Raw genomic sequence first — 13,570 nt, 5'->3', positions numbered from 1 at the left:
CGATGAATAGAAAGGTCCTCGGGGACTTGTGAAAAAGTCCCCGAGGGCGCTGCTCGCGATGATTGCATTATTTCATGAAGACATCGTAATACCCGATGCACAACAACGCGCAAACCCACGATACAGCCCCAAACACAATGACAATCGTATTTTCGTTCCAGCCATATTTCAGACTAAAGTGATAGTGGATGGGCGACATCCGAAAGATGCGTTTGCCTGTCCGCTTGTAATAGGACACTTGGATGATGACAGAGAGAATTTCCGCAAAGTACACCAGAAACAACACAGGCAAAAGAATAATGACGTCATCAATCACGGCCAATAGAGCCAACGTGCCGCCGATGGCCATGGAGCCTGTATCGCCCATAATTAACTTGGCTGGATACCGGTTATAAAACAAGAAACCGAGCAGGGAAGCAATCATGATGAGACAGAACAGCCGGATGTCTGCAGAACTCGATATGACGAAAAAGAAAAAATATGTAGGGATGGCGACAACGGACAATAGCCCATCCAGTCCATCTGTGAAATTGATGGCGTTGGTAGAGCCGATGACAATCAGGCCGACGCCGATGACAAAAATGACAATCGGCACATCCCATGAGACGGAGCGCGTGACGGTGAGCATCGACTGCAATGCCGTCTCGTCAAACAGATAAAATAGGGCGCCGCCTGTCACCAACACTTGCAGCAGCAGCTTGGTTTTCGCCGAGATGCCGTCGGGCGATTTGGTGTAGGCCTTCTTAAAGTCGTCGAGAAAGCCAATGCAGGCATATAGCACAAAGATGCCAGGTAAGAAAACAGTGTACGTCGACTCCCCATGCCATAGGGAGATGAAGACGCCCACAACGAACACCAATCCACCCATGAGCGGTGTTCCCCGCTTTTTTTGTTGATCCGCCGGCAATTCCTTGCGGATGGGTTGAACCACGCCATACGCTTTAAAGAGACGGGTTTGCAACGGAATGACGCACATGACGAGCAAAAAAGCAAAAAGTGCAGGATAGAGGGAACTCAATCGAACATCTCCTTACAGTACGCGTATACTTTTATTTTTCAGCGCATGTACGCCAGCCGCGATAAAGCCTTTTGGCAATCCCTTCACGGCGAAGAGTCGGAAACCGTTTGTTGCGCCAAATCCATATGCTTCAGATCTTTGAGGAATGGCAACGCCAACAAGGTCAGCAACAGCAATCCCCCTGCACAGGCAGTGGTGCCGATGACACCGACAAAATGGTCCAGGCTGCCGACGGAACAGACGCCGACAATCACGGTCAAGCTGGTGAACGAGTTGGACACCGCCGCAACGCGCCCCAACATCTGTGGTTTTGCCGTTTTCATGAGCAGTGTGTTGAATCCAACATTCGCCGTTGCAGTCGCAATACCCAAAAACGCGATCCACCCAAATACCGGCACAGTGCCAACCACAAGACGCCAACTGTTTAGTGGGTATATGAGCACCATCGTCAGCCCCAATAAGCACATCCCCAAGCACAGCGGAACAAACGACGAACGCCGCCTGGACAGTTGGGTGGCAATCAGTGCCCCAATGATGGCGCCTGCCCCCAGCATGCCTTCCATCAAGCCATATTGCACAACGGGCACATGGAAGCGCTGCAGGACAATCACCCGCATATTCGTGCTGTTCATCCCCACCGCCAACGAAAATGGCACAGAGAGCAGAAACAGCTTCAGCAACCAGGATTGCGCCCACACAAACTGAAAACCAAACGACCACTTGGCTTTGAATGATGCATCTGTATCTGCGGCCTCCCGCACCACTTTCATGGATGGAAGCCCTGACAGAAAGGCGGCCGACAATAAAAACGTCGCCGCATCAATGACAAAGATGAGCCACCTCGCTTGCAAAACCAACAGCAAACCGGCAATCGAAGGCGCCAGCAACCGCAATGCGCTGGCTGTGCTTTGCACCATGCCGACCGCCTCCGAGACCTTTTCTTCCCCAACCTCTTGACGAATTCCTGCTGATCTAGCAGGCATAAAAAACGCTGTTCCGATAGCCTTGCAAAGCATCAGCGCCAATAACCATCCGGCGGATTTCAACGCTGGAATCATCAGAAGCACGATGACAAGCCGAAATAAATCCGCGCTCACCAATATCTGTTTTTTAGAAAATTTATCTGCAAATGACCCCGCCAGCGGACCAAGCACAATGCCCGGCAGCATCTCAGCGAGCAGTACCAGACTGATCAAAAACGGATTCATCGAAATGATGGTAATCTGATAAATCAACGCCGTTTTGGTGATGCCGTCGCCAAACTGGGAGGAGACCTGCGAGAACCAGAACCTGCGAAACGCCCGCTCCCTTAAGACAGAAAACATGCCGCGCCCCTCGTTTCACCGCGCAAGTAAGCAGATGGCCGATGCGCGCCGTTTTCCGCCAAAGCATTTTCTATGAACTGCAAGCTCAACTGTATCTCCAGACGTTGACCCGCTTCTAGCGCCGCATCAGTAGACAGTCCCACATTGTACACATCTTTGCCGAACGTTTCGAAAAACACCAATCGCTTGCTGTCTGCATGGGAGGAGACGCCTTGAAAGCAGAGTTGCACGTCTGCCAACGCAACATCCGCTTCCTGGGCAAAGCACTTCACATACGTGGCCCGTTTGCCAATCCGCAATTCACGCCCGGTGTTATCCAACCGCAATCTAGCCGCCAAAATTTGTTCCAACATGGTGTTGATGCGAAAGCGCAGGGGTCGCAGCGCCTGTGTTCCATGATGGATTGCCTGCACATTTGCCAATAGAAGATTTTGCGCGCGATCCAGTTCGTACGAAATAAGCACTTCCAGTTCCGGTATATGTAGCGGATCGACACGATATTTACAAATGTTCCAATCCTGCGCCACTGGCTGGAACTTATCGCCCGTCAACAGATTGAACGCCGGTTCAAACGGTGAACAGATATCGACAAACAGTCCACCGGGCCAAGGATAATACACGCCAAATTTCTCAGACTCGTTCGCGCGCACAATCGTTCGATCACGCCACTGCACCGTCTGCAGCGCGCCATGGTGATCATCTGCTGTGAACTGCAGTTCTGCCGCGTCTTCGCGCAGGGCAGTTCCAGCGGACTCAATCGGCACTGACATGGTGCGGATGATACCGTTGAATTCATACGCCACTTGCAGCACGTCGATGGCGCCGTTGAACTGCTCGACATCCACCGCTAGCGTCGTTTCGACGGGACGCTCGGCTGAAAGGCCTTCAAAAGCGAAAAAACCATTCGGCAGCTTTTTGTCTGCCCCCCAGGGCTTAATTTGCACCCAACCGTCTTTCGTGGCACGACATATCGTTTGCAGCCTGACGTCCACCTCGACCATCGTCTTGCTTCGCCTCTGCGCCGTCGCGATCAATTGAATATACGGGCGAACCGATTGTTTGGTGTAATTGATTTTGTGTTTGACATTTAAACGCTCTCTGATGTCGTCAAACGGTTGCAAATCACATTCAAAATGAAACGGAGTGGATAAACATGCCGTCAACTGCGGGATGCGGTTCTGGTGAAACACCACCTTGTTCGCGTGACTCCAACTGAAGTAGAGCGCGCGGTCGTCAAACGTCACGGCGCACCAGCGGCCCGTGTAACGCATGCCTTCACTATACAGGTCGTTGCCAAGCGGAAATTCACCCACCAGCAGTTCTCCCGAGATGATCTCCTCATCAAATGGATAGTACAATGTGCCATACTCGTTGGAGAGCACTGGTGAAATGCGCAATTGTCGTTCTGTCGGAAATTCCGTGTAAAATTTCTGTGTAAACTGCGCCTCCGGCGTCAAGGCGAGTTCCCAATGCAAGCGTCCACAATCTTTCGTCACCGCAGCACTCGTTTCCAAAGACAAGACCAAATCGCGCCCATTGGCCTCCATCGACTTGATTTGAAATGTATGATCAGAGATGATGGATGGCTGATATGGCGGGCCAATCTCGACTGCACCTTGTGAGAACGCGATTTTTTCGTCGGATCGACTCACCTGCAACGTCCCGCCGCGTTTGCCAATCATCAGGTGAAGATCGTGATTTTTCACCGTGATGTCCCCGTCCGATTCCAGGATGGTAAAACCATTGTGCGCCCAGCGTTTGACATGTTTTTTTTGTTCAGGCAAAGCGACCGATGTAAACAGGGAATATACACGCTCACGTTCCACCACAATAGCTTCGACAATCAGTTGGTCCGCGTCGATGTGTTCAAGCGGGATCTCAAAATCCAACGAAGGGTTGGCGCCGCCTGGCGCGACAGAGAATGTATGACGAGCATTTTGCACACACACGATGACACGCTGCGCCTGTGCCGGACAAAACGGTTCAACTGTCACTTGGAGCGTCTGTGCGCCCAATGGCTGCGCCTGGCGGCAAATCGCCGCAAGCGCGGCATGACCTCCGCCGACCTCGACCCCCGCCACTTGCTTGCTCATCACATCGATGAATACACGCATGTCCTCCCCAGCATCGGAGAAGTCATACTTTACAACATCCCGTTCTTTCCATTTCTGATACGGTTCAAAAATCTCGCGATTGACCTGATTGGATTTGATCAGATCATGGCGCTGAAAGTAATCGCTGCACAGCGGATGATCTTTGATGATGGGCAGATAGTTGATAAACTTCACGCCTGTACCGGGAATCCACTTCTTCCCGAACTTTTTGTAAAAAACAAGCGCGTGATTGGCTGGCCAAGATTTGGCCTCCATATATTCGTAGCGCCCGAGCGCGTATTTGTACGCCGTGAGTGCCAGTTTCCCCACCAGCATCGTGCTTTGATATTGCGGCAGCACGGCTATCCAATCCAAGATGGCCGTGCGCTTGTCACTGCCCTGCGTGATGTCGAGGAAACCAATCATCTGCTCGTCTTTATAGGCAGCCACCGCATAGAGAATGTTTCGGGATACATACCACTCACGCGCTTCCGCTTCCGTCAGCGTGATTCCTGCATTCAATGTGCCTGGAATCAAATCGTCGATTCGATTCCAAAATTCCGCTAAGAGATGAAGTTCATCCTGTCGAAACGCCCGAATCTGCATATTCAATTCCCTCACTTTGACGATGGAATGCCTTGCGTTGCAGCGCTTGTTCGCAGTGATCGACAAAGTCGCCGATCACGCCAAAATGGCCCAATTCCTCGATGTCTTGCACCAGCCACACGCGATGTTTGAGTTCCAACGCCCGAATCATCGTCAACAAGCCATACGTATCTGTGACATACTTGCCAAACGGCGTTTCTTCGTCGATGCGCAGTGCTGGACACAGGTGGATCTGTATCAACACTTCTTGTATCGACAACAGCAAGTCATTGCGTGACAAGGACTTCGTGACTGCTTTCTGATGAAACAAGCTCCATTCTTTCGTCAGGCGATCCCGCTCTTGTTCAACGTGGCGCAACAAATATCTGCTTAACACATCTGGCCCAAGATGGAACAACGCATCAATGGACGACATCCCTTTGACGTGCTGCCCCCAGCGATGCGCATAGTCTGGTTCTTCCCAATTGTGATAAGCAAGCAAGATGCCTGCTTGCTTAAATACGGACGCATCATTGTAATTGCGGGCGACCGTGCCCGAGTAATAGACATTGCCGCCGCACCTTTGAACCAAGTCCTTGTTCATCTCGTTCTTCTTGCCCACATCACCCATTTGGCTGGAAAAAACGATTTTCGACTTCACGTCCAACCCCATGATGTCAAACATCCCATGGATGATTTTGAGGTCCAAATCCATCAATGTATCTGCGGAACCGAGTATCCATTCGCGGATGCGCGGAAAATAATCATCAAAATATGGCAGCGTGCAGTAATTGTATTTCATGATATTGAGCATTTTGTGCTTCCACTTGCCATCGGCGACTTTCGCCTCACCGAGTTGCTCATCCTCTGTCGTCTTGCGGATGGGCACCGATAGCCAGGTCGGGCCATTGCGTTGATACACCTGGACCCGATTGCAGTAAATGCGCTTGGGGAACTTGACGTGATCGAGCATGACCACGGTATCTGCGACCAACAAGCGATGCAGATAGCCTAACCAAGGCAGAAAATAGGGTTCTACGACCGTGACGACCTTCATTTTTCTCACCTTCCGTCTATCCCGAAATTAAGTCGATATATATTCGCTTGCGCCATCCGCACTGCCGAAATGGACTGGTATTTTCATGATGCTGCTGGTGCAGGAAGCATCACACACGGCGGTCTACCAGTAATGTTTTTGATATTCGCGATAGAACTCAATGGTGCGCTGAAACCCTTCCACATAGTCGGTTTTTGGTTGCCAACCCAGCGCTTTGATCTTCGTGATATCTGCTACGAAGTCGCCCACGTCAATGACCTGATTCTCGTGGGGAAACGGCACACACGCGTAGGAACCCTGCCCAGCCGCTGCCAAGATCAGTTCAACCAGTTCGCGAAATGGACGTGGATCGTCACTGCCGAGGTTGTATACCTCGCCGTTCATCCGTTCGTCGACGCCAGCCATCAAGAGCGCTGCGACGACATCCTGAATGTAGTTATAGTCGCGGTATTGACTGCCATCACCGTGCACGGTAATCTGCTTGTTTTCTATCGCCAGACGCATAAACCAGTTCAAGACGCCAAATCGGGCATGGCCCATTTGTGAGCGCGGGCCGTACGTGTTGTTCACACGCAAACAGGTGACTGGCAGACCGTAGAGGTGGTGGTAAATAAGGTGATACCGCTCCGCCAGCATCTTGTGGGCGGCATATTGCTCCAGCGGATTCATGGGGTGCTCTTCTGCGACCGGCTTGTGCAATATGCGGCCATACTGCGCGCGCGTCCCCACGTAGACCACCCTGCTTTTCGCGCCTGCCTTGCAAACGGCCTCCAACAGAATCAGGTTGCCGCGCGCGTTGATATCCAGGTCATACAGTGGATTTTTCACACTGTCCAGATGACTAGAGTGTGCAGCGATGTTGAAGATGACATCCTGATTTTGGACCAGCGCCGCCATCCCGAACGCATCCCGAATATCTGTGTAGTGCACGTTCACGCGCTGCTCGATGCCGTGCAGGTTAAACAAGTTTGCGCCGTGCCCAGGCAGTTGACAGTCTGCAATCGTCACATCTGCGCCTGCCTCGACCAAAGCGTGCGCCAAATTGCTGCCGATAAATCCGAGTCCGCCGACAATCAGCGCTTTTTTGCCATCGTATTGTCTGTTCATGCACGTTCCCCTCCTCGCAACCATTGCAGACTTTCGTCGATGGAATACAAATGTTCGGTCAGCGCCAACGACTTCGCGACTCGGAATCCGCCGCGCACTGGCCGTTTTGCCGTTTGCGGCAGCTGTTCTGCTGTGACCGGACAGATGCGCGCTGCAGGCAGACCAAATGCGGTGGCTATCTGCAATGCGAATGTGTAGCGATTGACCCAGTCAGGTCCTGCCACGTGATAGATGCCCTGACAATCCAGGGCAATCAAATCGAGAATGGCCCGAGCCAACCCATCCACCCACGTGGGGTTTCCGTATTGATCCGTGAATGCGCGAACTTCTGCCCCCATTTGCAATTGGGTCACGACCCACTTCAAGAAATTGTTGTGCCTGCCGTTGCTGTACAGCACGGTCGTGCGCAAAATCAGGGCATCAGGCAGATGTTCGCAGATAATCTGTTCAGCCGCCGCTTTCGTCACCCCGTAGTAATTGATGGGATTGACCCTCGCATCCTCGTCATACGGCCCGTCGCTGCCATCAAACACATAGTCGCTGGAGAGAAAGGCAAATTTGGCCCCTCCACGGCTGGCCAATTCGGCCAGCCAAGCGGATGAGGTGGTGTTTACCTGTTTGGCGATTTCGCGATCCCGCTCGCAGAGATCGACATTGGTGACTGCTGCACAGTGAATCACGCAGTCAGGCTGCCATTCGTGAAAAGCCTGTTCGACGGCTTGGCGGTCTGTGATGTCCACTTGACGGTACGCGTGATTACCACGCATTTCCCCGCTTACGTTCTGGCTTGTCCAACCGATGACTGGACACCCGTGGCGATAAGCCAATTCCTGAACAAGCTGAGCACCGAGTTGCCCGCCTGCGCCGGTGACCAAGAACCGCTTTTTTGCGAGAGAGGATGCCATTAGACGCGCCCTCTCACAAAAGAGGAGATGCTGTCGATGATGAATTCGATGTTTGCCTCCGACAAGCCAGGGTACACCCCGACGAAGAACGTGTTTTTCATCACTAGATCAGAGTTTTTCAGTTCGGCGCGCACTTCCCAGCGACTGTCGCGGTAAGCTGGATGGCGCAGGATATTACCCGCAAACAGATTGCGCGTCTGTATCCCATTTTCCTCCAAGTGATGAACCAGGTCTTCACGGCTGAACGGCATATCTTCGCGTACGGTCATGGGAAAGGCGAACCAGGATGGATCCGCCGCTTTCTCCCATTGCGGCAAGATGAGTGCGTCACTGAGATGGGATAACCCCTGGTGGAATGCGTAGAAATTGCGTTTGCGCGCCGCAATGAAATCTGGCAGTTTTTCTAGTTGCGCTAGGCCCATGGCCACCTGGATTTCTGTGGGCTTCAGGTTGTAGCCGATGTGCGAGTACAAGAACTTGTGGTCGTACGCAATGCCGTCCACTTTAAAATTGAACCGGGCATTGCAGGCGCCCAGTGGATTTTTTTCATCCGAACTGCACCAACAAGCGCGTCCCCAATTGGTGAACGAATACACGATGCGCTGTACTTTTTGCCCTGCATTGACAAAGACCGCACCGCCTTCCCCAGCAGTTGTGAGGTGGTGGGCAGGGTAGAAAGAGCACGTCGAAAGCAGCCCGAACGTCCCGACATTCTGGCCATTATAAGTCGACCCAATCGCATCACAGCAATCTTCGATCACGATGAGCTGGTGTTTGTTGGCGATTTCCATCAACCGCGCCATGTTCACCGGATTGGCCAATGTGTGCGCAAAGAAGATGGCGCGGGTTTTGTCGCTGATGGCATTTTCGACCTGATCCAGATTCATGTTGTAAGAACCGAGATCGACATCGACAAAAACCGGCACGAGTCCATTCTGAATGATTGGATTCAGTGTGGTCGGAAAGGTGCAGGCTGGCGTGATCACCTCATCTCCGGGTTGGAGCGGATTGGGCAATTCCGGCGACAACAATGAGGAAATCGCGACCAGATTTGCCGAGGAACCCGAGTTGGTCAAAACGGTGTGCCGCGTTTGCACAAATTCGCTCAGCTTATCGGCAAAAAGTTTGCCGCGTTTGCCCAAGGCAAACCAACCGTCGAGCATCGTGTCTGTCATGGCAATCAGTTCCTCGTGATCGTAAACAGCCCCCGCATAGCCGATGAATTTCTGCGGCGATTGAGCTTTTAATTGCGCTTTGACGGTTTGAAATTCCTTGATTTTATCGAATATATCCCCTTTGAGTTCATCCAACCTGTTTTGCAGCGCGTCTGCTTGAACCTGCATTGGCCTACTCATCCTCTCGATACATCGCTTCTTCGGAATACATCACGTGTAAGTGGTGCGCGACATAAGCAGCCTCGATGTCGGTTAATGCCGGATAAATCGGTATAGAAAGTATGGAATCGTGAAAATGCGCCGCGTTCGGATATTGATTTTCTGCAATGTCCTCATGCAACACATACAGCGGATCAATCGGACGTCGGCATGAAATCCCGAGCGCGTGCAAGCGCTGCAAAATTCGGTCAACGGCTTTCCCCGTCGGGATCAAAAAACGATAGTTGTTATATTGAAAGGAAAATGTGTTGGCGTGTGTGTAGCGCGCAAACCCCGTGCCGGCCAGACTTTCGTCATACAGGTCAGTTAGGCGCGCGCGGCGTTCCAGCATGGCTTGAAACCGCTCCATCTGTGCCAAGAGTAAGCCCGCTTGCAGTTCATTCATGGCGTAGCTGAATTTCACATACGGCGCACGAACGCCATCGTTGCTGTTGTGCATTTGCAGCGCGCGTTGTCCGTACGCTTCATGGCTTGTGGCCAGGAATCCGCCCGTTCCGCCCGTGATCATCTTCGTGCCAGAAAAGGAAAATATGGCGATATCCCCGAATGTCCCTAACGGCTTTTCCAGCAACATACTCCCTAAAGCTTGTGATGCGTCCTCGATGATTGGCAATTGCGTGCTTCTCCGGAGATCTTCAATTGGAAAGGGATAGCCCATGATGTGCGCCACGAGGATGGCGCGGGTTCTGTGCGTGATTGCCCCCAGCACTTCTTCACACGATGGATTGCAACTTCCCGGCGCATTGTCCACAGGCACCGGAATAGCGCCAACGGCGCGGACGGCGTGCCACACACTGTCACATATGTAAACCGGCACAATCACTTCATCGCCGGGCGCTATCCCCAACACGGCGAGTGCGAGTTGGATGGCTGAACTGCCGCTTTGCGTCGCAACCCCATAAGGCACATTCAGAGAAGCGAGAAAGGCCTGCATGAACTTTGGCACACAAGCTCCGGTCATCAACATGTTGCTCTGCAGTACGTCCCTGACATAATCCTGCTCCAACTGACCGATATCCGGTTTGGAATGCGGAATTTTGAAAATCGGTGTCACAGAAGACACGGCTTCACCCGTTTTCCAACCGCATTGGTTGCAATCTCCGGCACAATCCGGATTTCCTGTGGGATGCGCGCGCTCCCCAACAGACGGACGCAGTGCTGAAATATGTCATCCTGCAACATCTCCGACGCCGCTTCATCCACGACGACCCACGCATGAATGCGGTGACCATGCACATCGTCGGGAGACCCATACACAAACGCGTCTGTGACACTGGGGTGCTGCAGGAGCGCTTCTTCAATTTCTGACGGATAGATGTTGATGCCCGCCCGGATGATCAAATCGTCCTTGCGGCCAATCACATAGAGGAACCCTTCATCATCCAAATAGCCGAGATCCCCAGTTGCAATGGTGCTTCCGGATAATGGTTCATGTCCGTAATAGCCGAACATGACGTTTGGCCCCGTCGCCACGATCTCGCCAACTTGCATTGGCGGCGCTTCTTGTCCCGCCTCATCGATAATCTTCACCGTCACATTTGTCAGCGGACGGCCAACAGAAGACATCTTCCGGCGGAAATCTTGCGGCAACAAGCACGAAATACGTGGAGATGCCTCTGTTAACCCATAGCCATGGTAGAATTTCACATCCGGGAATGGAAATACGATCTCCGCCAATACTTGCGCGCTCACCGGGGATCCACTGATCAAGATTTTCTGCAGCGGCAAGCTGGTCTCCAACTTCTTTTGCAAGTTAGACAGGCTGCGAATCATGGAAGGTGATCCACCCGTGATGGTTATCTGATGCGCTTGCATCCATTTATGAATGCGAAGGACATTGAATTGGTCAATGACGTCCACCGCGCACCCTTGTGCCAAAGCGACCAGAAACTCGCCCGTAAAGACGGAGGCATGCGAGAGGGAGCGCATGATCAACATCCGGTCTTTCGACGTCAGCCCGAGATATCTCCCAATTGATTCGATATTGCTCAATAAGTTCGAATCTGTGAGCATCACGCCTTTGGGACGGTTGGTGGTGCCGGATGTCATGCCAATGACCGCCACCTGCGGCGGGATATCTTGGGCATCGCGCGTGATCGCCGATGACAGGTACAATGTGCGCTCCCCGATATCGAAATGGGTAGGATTTGTCGCCACCCCTTCGCGTGTATCTGTCAGTAAAGCGTGCGGTGAAAACGCCCCAATGATATCCTGCACCTGTTCTGGTTGATAATAGTGGTGCACAAGAATGGGTACGGCATCGAGTTTTAAGAGCGCCAGAAACGCAATGACCGCTGCCTGTGAATTGGCAGCGTACAGCGCGACCAGGTGCCGTTCAGCGACACCCTGTTCATGTAAACGAATGGCGCATGCATCCACTTGCTGCGCTACGTCGCTATAAGTCCATCCGTGTACATATGAGAACACACAATCCGCGTGTTCATGGAGCCAGTTGTTGACTTGTCGCGAAAGTGTGCCCATACAACTCCTCCTCCAAGCATGAACTAACCGCCAAGATCACGTTGTCCAATCCATCAGCAGACAAGTAATGCGTTGGCCCGCTGGCAAAAGCGCGCACCTGATATTCGCCCTGCACTTGGCGCATCATCTCTTCCCGCGCGTCCCGCATCAAGTCGTTATGGCCAGCTAATAGCAAGACAGTGCAGGGGACGTTGTCAGGCGCAAGCGCATCCAATTCGCGTAGAAAATGCGCCTGCACCTGCTGGCCTTTCAGATTCTCTGGGTATCCACCAAGATTCTGAAAGTACATGAGTGTCCGCTGTTCGTCTGGGGTCAGTTGGCTGTCGAAGCCTTTGAAGGCTGCCAGTGCATCCGCCAAATTCAAAACAGGCTCATTTGCCATGCCCAACGTTTGCAAGAGCACATCCACATGGCCTGGTCTTGGCACATGGGGATAAAAGGCCAGCGCACCGTTGACTGGAAACGCATTCGCCATCTGGGATGCCAGCGTATAACCGATGCCTTTGCCCAAAAGGTACAGTGGCTGATGGCCGTATTCCCTGACAACGGACGCCATCAATGCGCACGCATCGTTTTGTAAATGATGCCACGTGATGTCTTCGAGCTGATGACTGCTGTCCCCATGGCCCCGATAATCCCATTGAATCGTCAAAATTCCGTGTTGGCTCATCCATTTGGCTAGACGCGAGTAGAAAAAGGCATATTCACACTTGGTCTGGCCGAACCCGCTGAACAGAATGAGTGTCGCGCGATGCACATCAGGTATGTGTTCCACCACACAACAGAAACCTTCTTCCACCTGGAGAAACGATTGCCGAATCATGATATCTCCCCTTGTCGGCGATACAGCTCCACGTCCTCTTTTGACGAATGGCTGCTGTGCTTTTGCAAAAAGTCCATCGTAGTTGCAAAGACCTGGTCTTTCCAGCGCACATCGCTATAGACATGATTGGCATCTGGGATTTCCACTTGTTCCGCGTGCGCGTTTTTGTCCATCAACCCTTGCACCGTAGGGAAAACTTGTGGGTCGCTCGCCCCATAAACGATGAGGAGAGGTTGTGGAACGGTCGGGATGGACATGGGTATTTTCAATGACTTCAAATACGGCATGCCAAACCAAAGGCCAAGCATGGGAGACGCCAACTCTTTGTACAGTTTGTCTTTGGCAATTTTCACTTTTGCCTGCCTTGCCGAATGGAGACTGGTGTAAAGCGGACTCCACAGCACAACACCGCGAACCCGGTTTGGATAACGTTCAGCCAAGTAACCAGCTACATGTACACCATCGCTGAAACCAATCACATACAGCGGCAGTTCGGGATCCAGGTGCCCGAGCACACACTCGATATCCTGGATTTTTGTCACTAGGCTTGTCCGTTGAAACGCCTCATCTGACACACCATGCCCGCGGTAATCAAACCGCAGTGCGCTGAACCCTTTGCGTGCGGCGCACCTCGCGAATTGTACGCCGATGCGATGAATGTCTGTCCGATCCCCATTCAGTCCACAGCAACTGAGGATGTAACCAGCAGCGTTGTCAGCTTTGTGTTCAACCCCGAAAAGCGTAAAATCTGGTCCTTGAAATGAGACCAATTTCTCCATTCA

At 52.3% G+C, this 13,570-nt stretch carries 11 protein-coding genes; all 11 read right to left on the bottom strand.

Annotated elements, in window-relative coordinates; genetic code table 11:
* Nucleotides 1–67 precede the first annotated feature (67 nt).
* The 11 genes from mraY to ACFSB2_RS04635 all read right to left on the bottom strand — a co-directional run bounded on the left by mraY (nt 68) and on the right by ACFSB2_RS04635 (nt 13,567).
* A complete protein-coding gene (gene mraY / locus ACFSB2_RS04685; protein WP_377941666.1) occupies nt 68–1,018 on the bottom strand; it encodes a phospho-N-acetylmuramoyl-pentapeptide-transferase in 951 nt (316 codons plus the stop codon).
* Between the two features lie 83 nt (nt 1,019–1,101).
* Complete coding sequence (locus tag ACFSB2_RS04680) at nt 1,102–2,343, bottom strand: MFS transporter (protein WP_377941665.1); 1,242 nt, start codon at nt 2,341–2,343, stop codon at nt 1,102–1,104.
* Nucleotides 2,328–5,042 (bottom strand): GNAT family N-acetyltransferase, encoded by a 2,715-nt coding sequence (locus tag ACFSB2_RS04675; protein ID WP_377941663.1) that lies wholly within the window; start codon nt 5,040–5,042, stop codon nt 2,328–2,330. Before ACFSB2_RS04675 ends, ACFSB2_RS04680 begins: the two co-directional genes overlap by 16 nt.
* Entirely contained in the window at nt 5,014–6,078 is a 1,065-nt protein-coding gene (locus ACFSB2_RS04670) for a WbqC family protein (protein WP_377941774.1), read from the bottom strand. The genes ACFSB2_RS04675 and ACFSB2_RS04670 overlap by 29 nt, the downstream gene beginning before the upstream one ends.
* Before the next feature lie 123 nt (nt 6,079–6,201).
* Nucleotides 6,202–7,185, bottom strand: a complete 984-nt coding sequence (locus tag ACFSB2_RS04665; protein ID WP_377941662.1) for an NAD-dependent epimerase/dehydratase family protein — start codon at nt 7,183–7,185, stop codon at nt 6,202–6,204.
* Complete coding sequence (gene rfbD, locus ACFSB2_RS04660) at nt 7,182–8,090, bottom strand: dTDP-4-dehydrorhamnose reductase (RefSeq protein WP_377941660.1); 909 nt, start codon at nt 8,088–8,090, stop codon at nt 7,182–7,184. The genes ACFSB2_RS04665 and rfbD overlap by 4 nt, the downstream gene beginning before the upstream one ends.
* On the bottom strand, nt 8,090–9,433 hold the full coding sequence (rfbH, locus tag ACFSB2_RS04655) for a lipopolysaccharide biosynthesis protein RfbH (protein WP_377941659.1): 1,344 nt from the start codon (nt 9,431–9,433) through the stop codon (nt 8,090–8,092). Before rfbH ends, rfbD begins: the two co-directional genes overlap by 1 nt.
* A gap of 4 nt (nt 9,434–9,437) precedes the next feature.
* Entirely contained in the window at nt 9,438–10,547 is a 1,110-nt protein-coding gene (locus tag ACFSB2_RS04650; RefSeq protein WP_377941657.1) for a DegT/DnrJ/EryC1/StrS family aminotransferase, read from the bottom strand.
* Nucleotides 10,535–11,965, bottom strand: coding sequence for a class I adenylate-forming enzyme family protein (locus ACFSB2_RS04645; protein WP_377941656.1), 1,431 nt, complete (start codon nt 11,963–11,965; stop codon nt 10,535–10,537). Before ACFSB2_RS04645 ends, ACFSB2_RS04650 begins: the two co-directional genes overlap by 13 nt.
* On the bottom strand, nt 11,925–12,788 hold the full coding sequence (locus tag ACFSB2_RS04640) for a serine aminopeptidase domain-containing protein (protein ID WP_377941654.1): 864 nt from the start codon (nt 12,786–12,788) through the stop codon (nt 11,925–11,927). The genes ACFSB2_RS04645 and ACFSB2_RS04640 overlap by 41 nt, the downstream gene beginning before the upstream one ends.
* Nucleotides 12,785–13,567 (bottom strand): alpha/beta hydrolase, encoded by a 783-nt coding sequence (locus tag ACFSB2_RS04635; protein WP_377941653.1) that lies wholly within the window; start codon nt 13,565–13,567, stop codon nt 12,785–12,787. The genes ACFSB2_RS04640 and ACFSB2_RS04635 overlap by 4 nt, the downstream gene beginning before the upstream one ends.
* Nucleotides 13,568–13,570 lie beyond the last annotated feature (3 nt).

It is taken from the genome of Alicyclobacillus fodiniaquatilis, from assembly GCF_042678105.1.
GTDB lineage: Bacteria > Bacillota > Bacilli > Alicyclobacillales > Alicyclobacillaceae > Alicyclobacillus > Alicyclobacillus fodiniaquatilis.
Note: the sequence above shows the minus strand (reverse complement) of the source record. Positions and strands in the feature narration are given on the sequence as shown.

What these genes read in the sequence shown, in the direction of transcription:
- ACFSB2_RS04665 (WP_377941662.1), bottom strand. Translation starts at nt 7,185, where the DNA reads ATGAACAGACAATACGATGGCAAAAAAGCGCTGATTGTCGGCGGACTC.
- ACFSB2_RS04675 (WP_377941663.1), bottom strand. Translation starts at nt 5,042, where the DNA reads ATGCAGATTCGGGCGTTTCGACAGGATGAACTTCATCTCTTAGCGGAA.
- ACFSB2_RS04640 (WP_377941654.1), bottom strand. Translation starts at nt 12,788, where the DNA reads ATGATTCGGCAATCGTTTCTCCAGGTGGAAGAAGGTTTCTGTTGTGTG.
- rfbD (WP_377941660.1), bottom strand. Translation starts at nt 8,090, where the DNA reads ATGGCATCCTCTCTCGCAAAAAAGCGGTTCTTGGTCACCGGCGCAGGC.
- ACFSB2_RS04670 (WP_377941774.1), bottom strand. Translation starts at nt 6,078, where the DNA reads ATGAAGGTCGTCACGGTCGTAGAACCCTATTTTCTGCCTTGGTTAGGC.
- rfbH (WP_377941659.1), bottom strand. Translation starts at nt 9,433, where the DNA reads ATGCAGGTTCAAGCAGACGCGCTGCAAAACAGGTTGGATGAACTCAAA.
- ACFSB2_RS04645 (WP_377941656.1), bottom strand. Translation starts at nt 11,965, where the DNA reads ATGGGCACACTTTCGCGACAAGTCAACAACTGGCTCCATGAACACGCG.
- ACFSB2_RS04635 (WP_377941653.1), bottom strand. Translation starts at nt 13,567, where the DNA reads ATGGAGAAATTGGTCTCATTTCAAGGACCAGATTTTACGCTTTTCGGG.
- ACFSB2_RS04680 (WP_377941665.1), bottom strand. Translation starts at nt 2,343, where the DNA reads ATGTTTTCTGTCTTAAGGGAGCGGGCGTTTCGCAGGTTCTGGTTCTCG.